The organism is Streptomyces marispadix, assembly GCF_022524345.1.
GTDB lineage: Bacteria > Actinomycetota > Actinomycetes > Streptomycetales > Streptomycetaceae > Streptomyces > Streptomyces marispadix.
The window spans coordinates 2,957,953-2,974,859 of the sequence record NZ_JAKWJU010000002.1; the positions used below are offsets into that span (position 1 = coordinate 2,957,953).

9 protein-coding genes and 1 pseudogene are annotated in these 16,907 nt (G+C 72.0%); 5 read left to right on the forward strand and 5 right to left on the reverse strand.

Annotated features, from left to right (window positions below; genetic code table 11):
- Window positions 1–48: 48 nt before the first annotated feature.
- Together MMA15_RS12340 and MMA15_RS12345 are read right to left on the reverse strand one after the other, a co-directional pair.
- On the reverse strand, window positions 49–1,923 hold the full coding sequence (locus tag MMA15_RS12340) for an ATP-binding SpoIIE family protein phosphatase (RefSeq protein ID WP_241059352.1): 1,875 nt from the start codon (window positions 1,921–1,923) through the stop codon (window positions 49–51).
- A gap of 214 nt (window positions 1,924–2,137) precedes the next feature.
- Window positions 2,138–3,647, reverse strand: a pseudogene (locus MMA15_RS12345) (NAD(P)/FAD-dependent oxidoreductase).
- 356 nt (window positions 3,648–4,003) lie between these two features.
- Here MMA15_RS12345 and MMA15_RS12350 point away from each other — a divergent pair.
- On the forward strand, window positions 4,004–4,924 hold the full coding sequence (locus tag MMA15_RS12350; protein WP_241059357.1) for a TetR/AcrR family transcriptional regulator: 921 nt from the start codon (window positions 4,004–4,006) through the stop codon (window positions 4,922–4,924).
- Window positions 4,925–5,082: 158 nt separating this feature from the next.
- On the opposite strand, the gene MMA15_RS12355 is transcribed toward MMA15_RS12350, so the two are convergent.
- Window positions 5,083–5,517 carry an Lrp/AsnC family transcriptional regulator gene (locus MMA15_RS12355; protein ID WP_241063160.1) on the reverse strand — a complete coding sequence of 145 codons (435 nt, stop codon included), beginning with the start codon at window positions 5,515–5,517 and terminating at the stop codon, window positions 5,083–5,085.
- 285 nt (window positions 5,518–5,802) lie between these two features.
- Between MMA15_RS12355 and MMA15_RS12360 the strand changes: the two genes are divergently transcribed.
- Complete coding sequence (locus tag MMA15_RS12360; RefSeq protein ID WP_241059359.1) at window positions 5,803–6,801, forward strand: EamA family transporter; 999 nt, start codon at window positions 5,803–5,805, stop codon at window positions 6,799–6,801.
- A 201-nt stretch (window positions 6,802–7,002) separates the two neighbouring features.
- On the opposite strand, the gene MMA15_RS12365 is transcribed toward MMA15_RS12360, so the two are convergent.
- The gene (locus tag MMA15_RS12365) at window positions 7,003–9,870 is read right to left on the reverse strand and encodes a macrolactam cyclase family protein (protein ID WP_241059361.1); all 2,868 of its coding nucleotides are present in this window, start codon (window positions 9,868–9,870) and stop codon (window positions 7,003–7,005) included.
- 1,740 nt (window positions 9,871–11,610) lie between these two features.
- On the opposite strand from MMA15_RS12365, the gene MMA15_RS12370 reads away from it, so the two are divergent.
- The 3 genes from MMA15_RS12370 (at window position 11,611) to trmB (ending at window position 15,735) form a co-directional block, all read left to right on the forward strand.
- A complete protein-coding gene (locus MMA15_RS12370) occupies window positions 11,611–13,107 on the forward strand; it encodes an NsdA family TPR-like regulatory protein (RefSeq protein ID WP_241059363.1) in 1,497 nt (498 codons plus the stop codon).
- Window positions 13,108–13,323: 216 nt separating this feature from the next.
- Window positions 13,324–14,640 (forward strand): L-2-hydroxyglutarate dehydrogenase, encoded by a 1,317-nt coding sequence (gene lhgD / locus MMA15_RS12375; protein ID WP_372498340.1) that lies wholly within the window; start codon window positions 13,324–13,326, stop codon window positions 14,638–14,640.
- Window positions 14,641–14,922: 282 nt separating this feature from the next.
- The gene (gene trmB / locus MMA15_RS12380) at window positions 14,923–15,735 is read left to right on the forward strand and encodes a tRNA (guanosine(46)-N7)-methyltransferase TrmB (protein ID WP_241063162.1); all 813 of its coding nucleotides are present in this window, start codon (window positions 14,923–14,925) and stop codon (window positions 15,733–15,735) included.
- Window positions 15,736–15,955: 220 nt separating this feature from the next.
- Here trmB and MMA15_RS12385 read toward each other — a convergent pair whose 3' ends face one another.
- Window positions 15,956–16,891, reverse strand: a complete 936-nt coding sequence (locus MMA15_RS12385; RefSeq protein ID WP_241059364.1) for a PRC and DUF2382 domain-containing protein — start codon at window positions 16,889–16,891, stop codon at window positions 15,956–15,958.
- Between the last annotated feature and the right edge of the window lie 16 nt (window positions 16,892–16,907).

Sequence of the window (16,907 nt, forward strand, 5' to 3'; positions counted from 1 at the left end):
GAGATGTAGGCGGGTCCTTGGTGAAGGCGGGCCGTTGGAGGAGTCGGATCACGTCGGCAAGACGAACTCGCACCACACCGACTTGCCCCCGCCGGGTGTCCTTCTGGAGCCCCAGGCCGAGGCGATGGCGGCGACGATGGAGATGCCGCGTCCCGCCTCGTCGACGGCCTCGGCACAGCGCTGTTGCGGCAAGTGCTCGTCGCCGTCGGTGACTTCGACGATGAGACGCCGGTCGGTGCGTCGGAGGCGGAGCCTCATCGGAGGGGTGCCGTGTTGAAGGGAGTTGGCGACGAGTTCGCTGGCCGCCAGTACGCCGACATCGTGCAGGTCCGCGGGGAAGCGCCAGGAGGAGAGCACCCCGGAGGCGAACGCGCGGGCGCGCGGCGCTGCTTCGGTGCCGCCGAGCAGGTCGAGGGCGGCGTTGTGGAACAGCTCGGCGTCGGGGCCCGTGCGGGCGGGGTGCTGGAGCACGAGGACGGCGACATCGTCGTCGTGCTCCGCGGTGATGCCGAGGGAGCGCAGCAGGCGGTCGCAGACGATGTCTGGGGAGCCGGTGGCGCCCGCGAAGGCCCGTTCCAGCGTGGTGACTCCGGTGTCGATGTCGGCGTCGCGCCGTTCGACGAGGCCGTCGGTGTACAGGACGGCGGAACCTCCGGGCGGGAGGGGCAGGGAGCAGGAGGTGTGCACCCAGCCTTCGGTGCCCAGCGGGGGCCCCGTCGGCTCGGGCGCACGCTGAACGGTGCCGTCGGGGTCGCGAACGATGATCGGCGGGTGGCCGGCCGAGGCGTAGTGCAGGAGTCCCTCGTTGGGGTCGTGCACGGCGTAGACGCAGGTCGCGATCTGGCTGGGGTCGATCTCGGCGGCGAGTCCGTCGAGTAGTTGCAGGACCTCGTGAGGGGGGAGATCAAGGCGGGCGTAGGCGCGTACTGCGGTGCGGAGTTGGCCCATCACGGCGGCGGCGCGCACGCCTCTGCCCATGACGTCGCCGATGACGAGGGCGGTGCGGCCGGCGCCGAGGGTGATGACGTCGTACCAGTCGCCGCCGACAGCGGCTTCCGTACCGCCTGGCTGGTATGTGGCGGCGACCCGCAGATCGTCGGGCTGTTCCAACTCCTGGGGGAGCAGGCTGCGTTGAAGGGTGACGGCGGCCTCGCGCTGGCGGCGTTCGCTGGCGCGCAGGCGCTCGGCGGCCTCGACCTGGTCGGTGACCTCGGCGGCGAAGATCAGTACGCCGTTCTCGCCGTCGGCGGTGATGGGGGTGCAGGTGAACGTGTAGAAGGCGTCGCGGCTGTCCCGGGAGTCGGCGCTGCGTGGGACGCGGCGTGACTTGACCGTGCGGGGCTTGCCGCTGCGCAGCACCTGGTCCATGAGGGGGAGGAGACCGAGTTCGACGAGTTCCGGCAACGCGTCGCGGGCCGCGTCGCCTTGGGTGCGGGGGCCGAAGACCGCGGTGTAGGCGTCGTTGACGTAGGCGATGCGGTGGTCGGCACCGTGTACGACGGCGGCGAGGGCCGGGACCTGGCCCAGCAGGTCGTGGACGGAGAGAGCGTCGATGCTCCGGGTGACGTGGGCGCTGGCCGCTGCTGCCGCTACGGCTGCTTCGGAGTTCGTGCGCCCCGTGGTCGACGGTGACGACGAGGCCGACGGGGTCCGGTGGGCCGTGCGGGATGACGAGCCGCTGGGTTCCGCTTCTGCCGGGGAGCTGCCCCCGCGGCGCCTGGCGCGTGCGGACGGGACGGTGCCGGCACTGCCCGAATCCGGTCCGTCGTCGGAGCCGGCGGATTCGTCGCTGTCGTCGCCGACGCTCTCGGCTGCGTTGCCGGACGTCTGTTGCGCCTTGGCCGCCGCGGCCCTTGCGGCCTGGGCGGCTGAGTTGCGCCGCTGTGTGCCGGGCAGTCGGGCGCTCCAGCGGGTGAAATTCACGGTCGTCCGATTCCTCGTGTAGTCCGGGAGACGGCCCCCCGCTGAGCCGTCGTGCTGGTCACTGTGTGCGGATGCGAGCCCACTCATGGTCACACGTTCCGCATGGTGCGCGGCGCAGACATTGGATCACGCAGGGGCCGTGCGCCGGTTCATCCGGCGCTCCGGGAGTCGGCCGTCCGGTCGCTACGGACGGAGCGAGTGCCCGTTGTGGTCCTCAGCGGTCTTCGCTGTCGCTGCCGTTCTTGCTGCTGCCGTTACTGCCGTTGCGTTTACGGTCCTTGCCGTTCTCGGGACGGGAAACACCGCTTGCGGCGAGTTCGAACTCCGCACGGGGGTGTTCGAGCGACCCGAGCGAGACGATCTCGCGCTTGAAGAGCCCCGCCAAGGTCCATTCGGCGAGCACTCGTGCCTTCCTGTTGATCGTCGGTACCCGGCTGAGGTGGTAGGCCCTGTGCATGAACCAGGCCGGGTAGCCCTTGAGCTTGCGCCCGTAGACGTGGGCGACGCCCTTGTGAAGCCCCAGTGAGGCGACGGAGCCCGCGTAGACGTGACGGTAGTCGGTGGCGGGTTCGCCTCGCAGGGTGGCGGCGATGTTGTCCGCGAGGCGTCTCGCCTGACGTACCGCGTGCTGGGCGTTGGGGGCGCACAGGGCTCCCTCTTCGCCCTTCTCCCGGGCAGGAAGGTCGGGGACGGCGGCGGCGTCGCCGGCGGACCAGGCGTTCTCGACGCCGTCGACGCGCAGTTGGGCCGTGCACTTGAGTCTGCCTCGTCCGTTGAGCGGCAGTCCCGCGGAGGCGAGTACGGGATGCGGCTTGACGCCGGCGGTCCATACGAGGGTGCGCGTGGGATGGCGGGAGCCGTCGCTGAGCACGGCGACGCGGTCCTCGCAGGAGTCGAGGCGCGTCTCCAGCCGCACGTCGATGTTGCGGGCACGCAGTTCGCGCAGGGCGTACGTGCCCATGTCCTCGCCCACCTCCGGGAGGATCTTTCCGGAGGCCTCGACGAGCAGGAACTTCATCTCGTCGGCGCGCACGTTGTGGTAGTAGCGGCAGGCGTAGCGGGCCATGTCCTCGAGCTCGGCCAGGGCCTCGACGCCCGCGTAGCCGCCTCCGACGAAGACGAACGTGAGGGCGGCGTCGCGTACTTCTGGGTTGCGGGTGGAGGAGGCGATGTCGAGCTGTTCGAGTACGTGGTTGCGGAGGCCGATGGCCTCTTCGACGGTCTTGAAGCCGATTCCGTGCTCGGCGAGGCCGGGGACTGGGAGGGTGCGCGAGACCGAGCCGGGCGCCAGTACGAGTTCGGTGTAGGGGATCTCGATGGAGCCGATGCCCTCCTCCTCGGTGGCGAGGGTCTTGACGTGGGCGATGCGCCGTTCGTGGTCGATGGAGAGGGCCTCGCCTACGACGAGCCGGCAGTCGCGCAGGACGCGGCGCAGGGGTACGACGACGTGGCGCGGAGAGATGGGAGCCGGCGGCGGCCTCGGGGAGAAAGGGCTGGTAGGTCATGTAGGGCTCGGGGTCGACGACGACGACCTCGACTCCGCCCGGGGTGCCGGGGCCCTCGGAGCCCGTGCGGCCGTTGGCGCCTGGGCTTCCCGAGCCGGAGTGGCCGGAACCGTTCGCCGTTCGGCGGAGCTGGTGCTTCAGCTTCTGCTGAAGACGCAGGGCCGTGTACATGCCCACATATCCGCCGCCGATCACGAGAATGCGCGCGGTTCCGTTCATCGCCTTCGTCACGAGTCCATGACGCACCCACCACCGGGTGTTTGTCCACAGGCTCAAAGAATTGTGTGTCCGGTGGAAACCGCTCGTCCGCTTCTCACGCCCGAATCGTTGCAACGGTGTCTGCGCAGGTCAGAGGCGAGATCACGAGTCGCGGGAGAGGGTGCGGAGAGGCGGGAGAGGCTGCCGTGCCGAGGGCCGCCGGACGTCCGCGAGACTGCCCTCTTCTCTCTTGACCAGTGCTCAACTATGTTCGTGGTCGTCGGGGGTGCGGTGCTTGAGGACCAACGGTGCCGACGCCACCGGCCGCGACAGCGTGAGGGTCTCCGGGGGGAGACTTGATGACCGGGGGAAATTTGATGCGCATTCAGGGTATTCACGGCTCTTCTTCCGTTGCTGCCGCCATGTCGGCGGCTCCGGACAGCGGGAGTCAGGGGGCGGGAGACGGCGACAGCGGAATCGGCGCCGTCGGAGAGACCACAGACGCGGGCAAGGCGGGCAACGCCGGTCTGCGAGGCAGGACCGCCGGGGCGGTTGCTGCCACGCGTCCGACTCCACTGCGGGTGGACGCACAGCGGAATCTGGAGCACGTACTGAGGGCTGCCCGCGAGGTCTTCGGCGAGCTGGGTTACGGCGCGCCCATGGAGGACGTCGCCCGGCGGGCCCGGGTCGGTGTGGGCACCGTGTACCGGCGCTTCCCGAGCAAGGACGTACTGGTCCGGCGGATAGCCGCCGAGGAGACGGCCCGCCTCACCGAGCAGGCGCGCACGGCGCTGGGGCAGGAGCAGGAGCCGTGGTCGGCCCTCTCGCGCTTCCTGCGGACGTCCGTCGCCTCAGGTGCGGGCCGCCTGCTGCCGCCGCGGATACTCCGCGCGGACGGCTGGGGCGGCGACGCGGCCGTCACGGAGACCGGTGCGGCGCGGTTGCCGCAGCAGCGACAGGCTACGTACGGGCAGCAGGAGCGCTCCGGGCTGCGGCTGGTCGAGGACGGCTCGGCGGCCGCGTCGGCGCCCGCTCAGGGGCGGGACGGACGTGGCGCGGACGGCTTCGAGGGCCACGAAGACGACTCCGGATGCGCGGAGTTGCTGAGCGTCGTGGGACAGATGGTGCAACGGACCCGTGAGGCGGGGGAGTTGCGCGACGATGTGACCGTCGGCGACGTCCTGCTGGTGATAGCCACGGCGGCGCCCTCGCTGCCGGACGCGGCACAACAGGCGGCGGCGTCACGGCGGTTGCTCGACATACTCCTGGAAGGGCTGCGCCCGCGACCGCAGGCGTGATCTGTCCACGGCTGTAGAGGCCGCGGACAGGACCGTACCGAGGGGCGGCGCCGGGAGGACCATGGCGCCGCTCTGTTCCCTTGCGTCGAGTGGTGGCCGTACCGGTGCGTCGTAGGGCCTTGCTTCCCGTGCTGCCCGTGCTGCCCGTGCCGTCCGGCTCAGCCCAGCCCGGGTGTGCGTGGCGGTACGGGTGTGGACTGGATGATCGAGGTCGTCGTCTGCCCGTGCAGCAGAAAGCGGTCGAGGGTCTCCTCGAACGAACCGACGTCTGCCGCATGGACTTTGATCAGGAAACAGTCCTCGCCGGTGATGCGGTGGCACTCGCTGACCTGAGGGAGGCTCCGCGCAAGTTCGGCGATCTTCGGTAGCTGCCCTGGGCCGGGCCTTACGCGTACGAAGGCGGCCACCGGATAGCCGAGCGCCGCGGGGTCCACGTCGAGGTGGTAGCCGCGGATCACGCCGCTCTCCTGCAACCGCCGCAGCCGGTCGCGGGCGGTGGGCACCGACACCTCGACGCGGCGGGCCAGTTCGGCCGTCGGGAGGCGGGGGTCGGCGGCCAGCTCGGTCAGTACTGCCCTGTCCACAGCATCCATGTTCATCATCGCCAAGCTGAGGGGTGATCTATCGAAACAACATGAAAGGATCGCGTCGCCAGGCTTCCATACTCGTCATGGTTTCCGGCGTTCGCGCTTGCGATCGTGTCATGCATGGTGAATGTTCCGCGATTCCGTGCCGACAGGGTCCGTACGGACAGAACGGGTCAGGCTGCGAGCGTCGGGGACGGTGCCGGGGACGGGGCCAGGGCCAGGGCCAGGGCCGGGGCCGGGGCCGGGGCAGTTGCTTCGAGCGGAGGGCCGGGCGCGGGTCGCCACCCGGGGGTGAGCCGCCAGGCCGAGGATGTGCGGGCGGATGCCACGGGGCGGGCTGCCGGGGTCGCCGACAGGTTGCCGCCGTCCGCGTACTTCGTGACCAGCGCGGTCTTCCACTACCTCGGACCGGCGTTCGCGGTGCTGCTGTTCGCACATGTCGATGTGCTGGGTGTCGCATGGCTCCGTTGCGCCTCGGCGGCAGTGGTCTTCAGCGTGTGGCGTCGGCCGTGGAGGGTCTGGGCGGCTTCGTCCTGGCGGCAGAGGCGGCTGCTGCTGGCCCTGGGGGCGGTGCTGGGGGTGATGAACAGTTCGTTCTATCTCGCCCTCGACAGGCTGCCGTTGGGGACGGTGGGTGCTATCGAGTTCCTCGGCCCGGTGCTGCTCGCGGCGTTCGGACTGCGGTCGAAGCGCAACGTGAGTGCGTTGCTCATGGCCGTGGGCGGAGTGTGGCTGCTCTCGGACGTGCATATGTCCGCCGAACCGCTGGGGCTGGCCTTCGCGTTCGGCAACTGTGCCCTGTTCGTGCTCTACGTGGTGCTCGGTCACCGGCTGGCTGCCGACGGCGGTGCGAGCGGCATCGACCGTCTCGGTGCGGCGATGCTCGTGGCGATGGCAGTCGTCGCGCCGGTGGGCGTCACTGATGCCGCGGTGGCGTTCACGTCGCCACTGCTGTTGGTGAGCGCGTTCGGCGTGGGGGTGTGCTCGTCGGTCATCCCGTACGTCTGCGATCAGCTCGCCATGTCGCGGCTGCCACGTGCGACGTTCGCGCTGATGCTGTCGCTGCTGCCGGCGACGGCGGTCACGATCGGCTTCGTCGTGCTCGCCCAGACACCCACGTGGCTCGAACTGGCCGGTATAGCCCTGGTCATAACGGGAGTGGCGGTGCATCAGGAACGCGACGCCCGTAGCGCGTCCCCGCAGACGTCAGGCCCGCCCGAACAACGCGACGAGCGAGCGCCACGACACGAGCGCCATGACAGAGGAGTAAACACGGAACAGACCTCATGACGGTCCCGCCACGGACCGCCCCGCCCCTGCCCTGCCCCCGGAGCGCCCCGGCCCGAACCGGTCAGGCACGCCTCTGGCAGGCACTCCTCTGGCAGGGCCGACCCGACCGGACCCGACCAACGCCGGACCCGACCAAGGCCAGGCCCGGCCCGGCTCGGTTCGCTCTCGGTCGCGCTCAGCCCGGCCCGTACTCAACATGCGTCAGAGCGCGGGCCGTTGCTGGGCGGCGGGGAGGACGCCCGAGGCGACGGCGCGTTGCCTCGGGGCGGCGGAGCCGGTCCAGCAGGTGCCGCGGCGTGAGATGAGGCGGCGTAGCCACAGCTCCGTCGAGACCAGGTCGGCGATGCCGTCGAGGGGCAGCGGCTCACCCTGGGAGGCGGCGCGGATCGCCTTGCGTACGACTCGTGCCTCGATGAGTCCCGCGTCTGCGAGGAGGGGGGCGTCGAAGAGGTCGATGAGTTCCCCGGTGGCGGCGCGCAGGCCCGCGCGTACGGATGCGGCCTGGTACGCGTGGGAGGGGGCGCCCCAGCCTGCGGGCAGGTCGTGCACGCCGGCACCGGCGAGTACGGCACGCAGCACGGACGCACGGGCGCCGGGTTTGACGCGTAGTGCCTCGGGGAGGTCGCGGCAGGCGCGCACGACTTGGTTGTCGTAGAAGGGCGCGTGGAGGCGCTGGTTGCGGATCTCGGCGGCCTGTTCGAGCACTCGGTGGTCGGAAGCCTGGCGGGCGAGGGCGGCGCGGGCGCGGCGTTCGCCGGGGCGTTCGACGGTGGGGCGGAGTCTTGCGGCGGCCTCCAGGCGTGCGGATACCTCGGCCAGGGCCTCACCTGTGAGCCAGCGTGCGGCGGGGCCCGGACGGCACCAGGTGAGCGCGGCCACGGAGGAGCCGACGGCCCCTTCGCTGCCGTAACCGCCGAGGCCGCCGAAGGCACCGAGATCGGCAAAACCTTTCCCCGTGCCCGCGTCCGCCGAGGCACCGGTGCCGCCCGCCGCGTCGTCGTCGAAGTCGCGCCCCGGCCCGGCTCCGCTGCGTCCGGACGCGTTGCGGCCCGACCCGTTGCGTCCGGCTCCATTGCGTCCGGTTCCGTTGCGGCCCGAAGTGCCGCTGCCGGAGGCGCCGTTGCGCAGTCGTTCGGCGGTGCTGTTGACGCCGTCGCGGTACTGGGTGCGGGCGAGCTTGCGTGCCGCCCGGTAGACCGTCCACGGCACCAGCACCGACCGGCCCGGCGAGACGTCGTCCGCACGTGCCAACGCGGCGACGGGGCGCAGCAGATGACGTCGGCGCCGGTCCATCAGCAGGTCGGCGAGGCGGGCGGGGTGGGCGTCGAGCACCTGGCGTGCGCCGTAGCCGACGAAGTGGTCGGAGCTGCCGACGGCCAGCCGCTGGCGGTGTCTGTCCGCGACGACCAGGGACGGGCCGGGTTCATCCGTGAGCGGCCCCTCCAACTCCGCGAAGGGCAGGGCCTCTTCGCCTCCGGCGACGACCACGTGGTGCAGGCGCGGGTTCTCCGCGATGCTGCGTGCCCGTTCGAGTTCGGCCAGCGCGGAGGAGTCCGAACCTCCGCTGGTGGCAAGGTCGTTGAAGGTGACGGCGAGCAGGCGCTCGCCCCCTTCCGTGCCGTCCAGCGTGCCGTGCACTGTGCCCGGCATCCCCGGAAGTCCCGCCGCCAGCAGCGCGAGCGTCCCGGAGGCGGGCCCGCCGGAGAGGTCGGCGCCGACGCCGGGGGCGGGGCCGCCGCGTGCGGCACGTCTGTCCGCGGGGCCCATCCCGGGGACCGGTCCGGGGTCGCGGCCGTCCATGCCGGGGCCGGCGCGGCCGTTGCGTCGGCGTGAGGTGCCGCCGGCGCCTGCGCCGGGACCGCCGTTGCCGTACGCGGAGCGGTATCCGCGATCCTCCCGGCGCGCGCCTCCTTCGCCGTACGCGGACCCCCCGCCGTAGGCGGACCCGGCGCCGTAGGCAGATCCGTCGCCGTAGGCAGGTCCATCGCCGCGCGCCCCGGGCCCGCCGTACGCCGAGCCGTCGCCATACGACCGGCGCTCGTACGCGCCGCCGTCCCCGTACGCACCGTCGGCTCCGTACGCGCCGCCGTCCCCGTACGCACCGTCGGCTCCGTACGCCCCGCCGTCCCCGTACGCTCCGCGCTCCTCGTGCGTCTCGCGTCCGTACGTGTCGTGCACATACGCCTCATGGCCGTAGGCGCCGCTCGGGTAGGCGTCGTCGCTGAACGCCCTTTCCCCATAGGCCCGTTGGCCGTAAGGCTCGCTACGGAAGGACTCATCACCGAGCGGTCCGCTCCGGAAGGAGTCGTCCCGGAAGGGCTCCCCCGGGAACGGTTCCGGCCCGTACCCCGACCCGTACCCCAGGTCCGCCTCGGATGCGTGGCGTGGCGCCGCGAGCCGGGCCCGTACCGCCTCGACCAGCGCGTCCCGCACCCGTGCGACGGCCGTCTCGGGGTCGACCGGCGGCGGTGCGGAGACGACGAGCGACGAGGCGGGCTCGTAGCTGGTGATCTCACGGCTCCCCTCGCGGAGGATCAGCGCATGGCCGGGCGGGACGCGCCGCACCCCCGCGTAGGGGGTGCCGTCCCCGAGGGCCTCGGGAGCGTCGGGGCAGGCGAGCAGCGCGCCGAGGTGACCGATGTCGAGCTGTGCCTCGGTGAGGTCGGCGAGGGGCAGTGCGGCTGTGGCGTAGGCGGTGCCGCCGTCCCACGGCGTGTGGAAGACGGGCCGCGCTCCCGCGAGGTCGGCGGCGATGGTGAGGCGGCGGCCGACGCACGCCACCGCGGTGTAACTCCCGGGCCAGGCGGTCAGATGACGGTACGCGCCGCCGCGCGCCGCGGAGAGGCCCAGCCGCAGCTCTTCGTCGCTGGCGCCGCAACACCCGAAGACCGCAAGGCGGTTGGCGGCGTCGGCCTCCACGACGCGGACCTCGTCGGGGCGCCAGTCCCCCACGGCCCAGAGCGGGTCGGGGTCACTCCACAGAAGCTGTGCGCCGACCGGTTCGAGCGAGCCCGGGGCATACCGGCCGCGTCCCGGAGCGGCGCTGCTCCATCCCACCAACCATCGCATCGCCGCCCGCCTCCGCTGCCTGAGTGACGCCGTCGAGAGCCTGCCTTCCCCTGCCGGGGAGGTCGTTCGCTGCCTCGGGGAGACTCTCCTTCCCTTCGGGGAGGGGCCGTTGCCCCGCCTGCGACGGGGAGGCCCCGACTGCTGTGTGCCGCTGCTGTGCTGCTTCCGTGAGTCGCTGCTGTGCTGCTGTGCTGCTGCTCTGTCGCCATGTTGCCACGAGACGGGTGCACGAGAGGCGTGAAAGGGGCGCATATCTGGCCTCAACGCGCCGCCTGTGAAAGCGGGTTGCACGTGGCATGCGCCCGTGGCCCTTCGCGGCACCCGCGCAAGTCCGCTCCCGTCATTGCCCTGCGGGGCGCGGCCTGCGGCTTTACGGGATGGTCAAGGCAGCGGCGGCGAGGGCCGCACGGGGCCGTGGGCCACGGCGGGCGGGGGCCGGACCGTGGTCGGACGTGAGGGTACATACTGCGGCATATACCGCTGGCTTCGGCGAGCGGCACCGCACTGCTGACCGATGTTATTCGGCCAAGTATGTGCGCGCGACCGGGCGTTGGGGAGCCGCCGGAACGTCATTCGGAGGTCCCCGATTCCTACGCCCTGTGTTCATCGGGGCTCGTACGTCAGCACGGCGACGATGTCTGAACGGCCGCGCGGTGGGCCCGTCACGGCCGTACGGAACGGCGTCCGATGCCGGGCACGCAGAACCGGAAGCCGAAGGGCGAGGCGCGGTAAGGGAGTTGGGGCGAGGCCGTCGCCAGACCCCGCCGCGATACCCCTGGAGCCCGCGACCTGCGAGCGGCCGACTCGTCGGCGTACGACGGCAACCGAGCAGAAGCGGGCGAGGACGGAACGTCTGTGAAGCGAATCCGGCGGGCCCGCCGGCCCGGGAAGGCTTCTCCAACTTCCCGGGCCGGGACCGTCGCCCGCGGGGAATGGGGCGGCGGTTTCCCCCAGCCCGCTGGTCCAGTTCAGCGGGCCGACCCACGCACCTCTCATGGAACCTCCCGCCCGGCACCCGGCAAAGGCGCATGAGCAGGCGCACGACCACACACCCGGAGCACGGGCGACGCCCTCGGAGGCACCGATATCCGACGATTTCTTCACACGCATTTCGGCCGACTCCCCTGCGCCGTAAGCACGTTGGCACGTGACGGACGCACGTACGCGCTGCGGCTCCCGCCCTCCCGGGCGCAGACGGCACGAACCCGGACGCAGACGCACCCACAACCGGACAAGAACCGACACATCCAGGCGTGCCCGGCCAACTCCCGTGAGGCACCCGGCAGATGGAGCACAGACGCCGCTCCGCACATGCGACGGGCCGCCCCGGCGGCCGCCGCACGCCGAGGGGCGGCCGCCGGGCGAAGGCCGTCCGTGGAGGGTCCACGACGGGGCCCGGGGCGGCCGACTGCCGCCCCGGGAAAGGGAGTTCGCGGCGGTTCGCGGAGTTCCGCGGAGGGGGCGGTCCGGCGACAGGCTGTACACGGCCGCGCCCCGTTCCAGCACATCCCGAGCAGCCCTGCGCACGTACACGATTCCCGCCATCCCATCCGGCGCCCCTTAACGGTAGGGATGCGGCGAACTACGCTAAGTCCTCAGTGCGTCCCGCGCCGTGTCTGCCGCGCAGGCCCGGAGGTCCAGGGAGGCATCCCGCGAATCTCACGCGGGTAGCAGGTGCCTCGCCGCCGGTTCGCGACGGCCGGCGGGGCGGCCGTCGGTGTGTGTCAGGGGTGTGCGCGCATGTCCAGGGAGCCACGCGGGCCGAACGAGAAACTCGGCACCGTCCTCGCCCTCGCAGGAATCAGCAACGCCGGACTCGCCCGCAGGGTCAACGACTTGGGAGCGCAGCGGGGTCTGACGCTCCGCTACGACAAGACGTCGGTCGCCCGCTGGGTCTCCAAGGGCATGGTCCCCCAAGGCGCCGCGCCCCACCTCATCGCTGCGGCGATCGGCAGCAAGCTGGGCCGTCCCGTGCCGCTGCACGAGATCGGACTCGCCGACGCCGACCCCGCGCCCGAAGTCGGCCTCGCCTTCCCGCGCGACGTACGCGCGGCGGTGAAGGCGGCGACCGACCTCTACCGGCTGGACCTGCACGGCGGGCGGCGCGGCGGCGGAGGCATCTGGCAGTCGCTCGCCGGGTCGTTCGCGGTCAGCGCGTATGCGACGCCGGCGTCCCGCTGGCTGATAACCCCGGCCGACAGCTCCGTCGCCCGCGATCCGGAGACCGCCGCCGCATCGGGAGCGGGCACGGGCCCGGGCGTAGGGGCCGCCGATGCCGCGGGCGGCCCCGACGGCGCCTCCGACGCGGAGCATTCGCCGCTGCGCGTGGGGCACACGGACGTGGCGAAGCTGCGCGAGGCAGCCGACGAGGCGCGCCGCTGGGACTCCAAGTACGGCGGCGGGGACTGGCGTTCGTCGATGGTCCCCGAGTGCCTGCGAGTCGACGCGGCGCCCTTACTCCTCGGCGCGTACACCGACGAGGTCGGCCGCTCCCTCTTCGGCGCCACCTCCGAACTCACCCGTCTCGCGGGCTGGATGGCTTTCGACACCGGTCAGCAGGAGGCGGCACAGCGCTACTACATCCAGGCGCTGCGGCTGGCCCGCGCAGCCGCCGACGTCCCGCTCGGGGGCTACGTACTGGCCTCGATGTCCCTCCAGGCCACCTACCGGGGCTTCGCCGACGAGGGCGTCGACCTCGCACAGGCCGCCGTGGAACGCAACCGCGGCCTCGCCACGGCACGCACCATGAGCTTCTTCCGCCTCGTAGAGGCCCGCGCGCACGCCAAGGCCAACGACGCGCACGCGTGCGGCGCCGCCCTCTCCGGCGCGGAGAGCTGGCTGGAGCGGGCACGCGAAGGAGACGCCGACCCCTCCTGGCTGGACTTCTACTCCTACGACCGGCTCGCCGCCGACGCCGCCGAGTGCTACCGCGACCTCAAGGCGCCCCGCCAGGTGCGCCGCTTCACCGAGAAGGCGCTGTCGAAGCCGACGGAGGAGTTCGTGCGTTCGCACGGGCTGCGCCTGGTCGTATCGGCGGTCGCCGAGCTGGAGTCGGGCAACCTCGACGCGGCCTGCGCGGCGGGAGCCCGCGCGGTCGAGGTGGCGGGGCGCATCTCCTCGGCACGCACCACCGAGTACGTGAGGGATCTGCTGAACCGGCTGGAGCCTTACGGGGACGAGCCGCGCGTCGCGGAGCTACGGGAGCAGGCACGTCCGCTGCTTGCGGCGCCCGCGTGACGACGGGTCCGCCCTGGTCGTGAGCTTGCCCCGTGAACCGCGGTCCGCGCTGCGTCGTGAGCCTTACGTGAATCCCGTCCTGATCCGGGTCGTGGCCTGCGGCGTGACCGGTGACGTTGCGGGTGAAGGGGCCGGTGACAAGGCCGGTGACGTCGCCGGTGAAGGGGCCTGCGGCGTGACCTGCGTCGCTGCCGGTTGTCAGCGGTGCGGTTCATGATGGAGTACGTGCCCGCCGACACGACTTCGATGAGCAGACCGCGCCCGCGCCCCGGTTACGACTGCGACATCGTGATCGTCGGCGGCGGCATCGTCGGGCTGTCCACGGCGTATGCGATCATCCGTGCCGCGCCGGGCACCCACGTCGTCGTGCTGGAGAAGGAGCCCGGCCCCGCCCGCCACCAGACCGGGCGGAACAGCGGAGTGATCCACAGCGGGATCTACTACCGCCCGGGCTCGCTCAAGGCGCGCTTCGCCGTCGAGGGCGCCGCGGAGCTGGTCGGCTTCTGCGCGGAGCACGGCATCCCGCACGAAGTCACCGGCAAGCTGATCGTCGCGACCGAGCGCGAGGAGCTGCCCCGGCTGCACGCCCTGATCCAGCGCGGGAGACAACACGGCATTCCCGTACGGGAGTTGGGGCCCGCGCAGATCACCGAGCGCGAGCCGCACGTGCGCGGTCTGGCCGCGATCCACGTCGGCACGACGGGGGTGTGCGACTTCACCGCCGTCGCGGAGCGCCTGGCGCGGCTCGCCGTCGAAGGCGGCGCGGAGATCCGCTACGGCTCACGGGTCGACGCCGTCCAGCGCCGCCCCGGCACGGGAGTCGCCGTCCAAGTGGGCACGGAGACCGTGGCAGACACCGGCGACCGTCCGGCGCGGTCCCGCTCTTCCGTTCTGCGGGCCCGCGCGATGGTCAACTGCGCCGGTCTGCACTGCGCGAGCATCGCCTCACTGACCGGTGACGAACCGGCGGCACGCATCGTCCCGTTCCGCGGCGAATACTACGAACTGACGCCCGCTCGTGAGGAGTTGGTGCGCGGCCTCGTCTATCCCGTGCCCGACCCGGCCTTCCCCTTCCTCGGCGTGCATCTCACTCGCGGCATCGACGGCGGCGTCCACATCGGCCCGAACGCCGTTCCCGCCCTGGCACTCGAGGGTTACGACTGGCGTACGTTCCGGCCCGGCGAGCTGGCGGCGGTCCTCGCACACCCCGGTGCGTGGCGCATGGCCCGCCGGCACTGGCGGTACGGCGTGGGCGAGTTGCGCCGCTCGCTCTCCAAGCGTGCCTTCACCACGGCCGTAAAGCGGCTGCTCCCCGAGGTCTCCGCGAGCGATCTCGTACCGGCGCCCGCGGGCGTAAGGGCGCAGGCCGTTCTGCACGACGGCACCCTCGTCGACGACTTCCTGATCACCGAGGGCCCGCACACGGTCCACGTACTCAACGCCCCCTCGCCCGCCGCCACGGCCTCGCTCCCCATCGGCCGCGAGGTGGCGACCCGGGCGCTGCGGGCGCTCGACGCGGTGAACGTGCCCTAGGCGGCGGACGGTTGGACACGACGGCCGCGGGCGGCGAAGCGGCGGGGAGCGCACGGAACGAGGCTCGCCCCGCAAGGCTCCCACCACCCGGGCCACCGCCGGACCACCACCGGGGCCACCGCCGGGCCGCCATCGGGGCCACCGCCGAGCCGCCATCGGGCCCGGCCCACCGGGCATGCGCCGCAGCGCACGAAGCTTTGAAGCCCGGCTCACACCCGTACCCTGCGCCCGTACAGTGGAAGCACTGTGCCTGAGAAGCCTGAGACCCCTGAGAAACCCGTCATGTTCCCGGACGGCAGCGGCCCGTCGGCGGACCCGGCCGGTTCGCATCACGAGCGGCGGATTCGCAGCTTCCAGCCCCGCCGCAGCCGCGTCACGGCCGGGCAACGCGCCGCGCTGCGCCGCCTCTGGCCCCGCTGGGGCTTCGACATCGACGGCCGCCACCGCATCGACCTCGCCGAGCTGTTCGCCGACGAGCCGAGGGGGCCCGCCGAGTCCGCGGATCACGGAGGGCCCGCCGAGCGCGGAGCGGACGCCGAACGGGAGGGAAGCGCGCAGCGCGAAGACCGCCCCGTCGTCCTGGAGATCGGCTTCGGAATGGGTGAGGCGACCGCCGAAATGGCCGCAGCCGACCCGGACACCGACCTCCTCGCCGTCGACGTGCACACCCCCGGCCAGGGCAATCTGCTCCGTCTCGCCGAGGAGCGCGGGCTGACCAACATCCGCGTGGGCAACGGCGACGCGATCATCCTGCTCCGCGAGATGCTCGCACCCGAGTCCCTCTCCGGCCTCCGCATCTATTTCCCCGACCCCTGGCCCAAGAAGCGGCACCACAAGCGCCGCCTCATCCAGCCCGAGTTCCTGGATCTCGCGGCGGGCCCGCTCCGTTCGGGAGCGCTCGTGCACTGCGCCACCGACTGGGAGCCGTACGCCGAGCAGATGCTCGACGTCTTCTCCGGCCACCCCGCCTACGAGAACACCCAGCTCGACGGCGGCTTCGCCCCACGCCCGGCCATCCGGCCGCGCACCCGCTTCGAGGCCCAGGGCCTGGGCAAGGGCCACAAGGTGCGGGACCTGCTCTTCCGCCGCCGCTGAAGCCCCGGAGCCACGGGGCTGCGGACTACCGCTACCAGCTACGGGCTACGAGTTTCGGCGATGCTGCGCTACGGCGCTGCTGCGCCCCGGCGCCGGAGGTACGGACGGGACGCACGGCAAGGCGGCGAGGGCCAAGCCGCAGCCTGGCCCTCGCCGCCCGTTCTCCCGTTCCCCGGCCTCCGGTTGCCCGGTCGCCGGCGTTCGTTCCTGTCGTGTCGCGTCAGGCCGCGGTCCCGGTGCCGGTGGAGCCGTAGCCGTACGACGACGTGTCGTCGATTCCCTCGACCTCGATGCGCTCCTTGCGGACCGTCCCGCGGACGGTCTCCTGGTCGACGTGTTCCTCGGTGACCAGGCGGATCCGCTCGACGGGCACGGCCTCGGTCTCCACGACCGGCCGCTCGTCGTGCAGGACCACCTCGTAGGAGTCCTCCGAGATCGCGGGTCCGCTCAGGGCGTCATCCCGGTTGGCCTCGGTGATCGGCTCACGCTCGATGCGCACCTCTTCGTGGCGCACGGGAACGGTCTGCTCGACCTCCTCCGTGACTACGTACTTCAGCAGCCGCGCCCGTCCGGTCTCGAAGCGCTCCGTACCCACACGGAGATGCTCCTCGGAACGGGTCATGGCATCCTGCCCGGTCGCGAACCCGGCGGTGCCCGCTCCGGCGCCCGCGCCCGTGTCGGCGCCCGTGCGCTCGTAGGCCCGCGTACCGGTGGAGGCCGTTCCTGCCGCACCGGCGGCGCCCGCCGCACCCGTGCCCGCGCCCGCGGACGTGTCCGCGCCAGGGGCCTGCTGGGTACCGGCCGCTCCCGCGGTCTCGTCACCGGGCGCGGCGGTGCCGTCCCAGGCGAGTCCGTAGAAGCTGTAGAGCTCGCGTTCCTGCTGCTCGGTGAGGCGGCCCTTCGAGACGTCCATGTGAGGCGCGTCCTTCACCTGCGTCCTGCGGAAAGGCACCTCGATGTTGTCACCGACGACGCGGCCCTCATGGATCGGTACGAACGTCTCCTGAGTGCCGAAGAGTCCCGTCCGGACCGTGGCCCACTCCGGCTCACCCGTGCGTTCGTCGAGGAAGACGTGACGGGCTTCGCCGATCTTCTTGCCGTCGGGGTCGTAGATCATGTGGTCGACCACTGCGGGGATCTGCTCCTGGGAGATCATGAAGTGCCTCCTACTC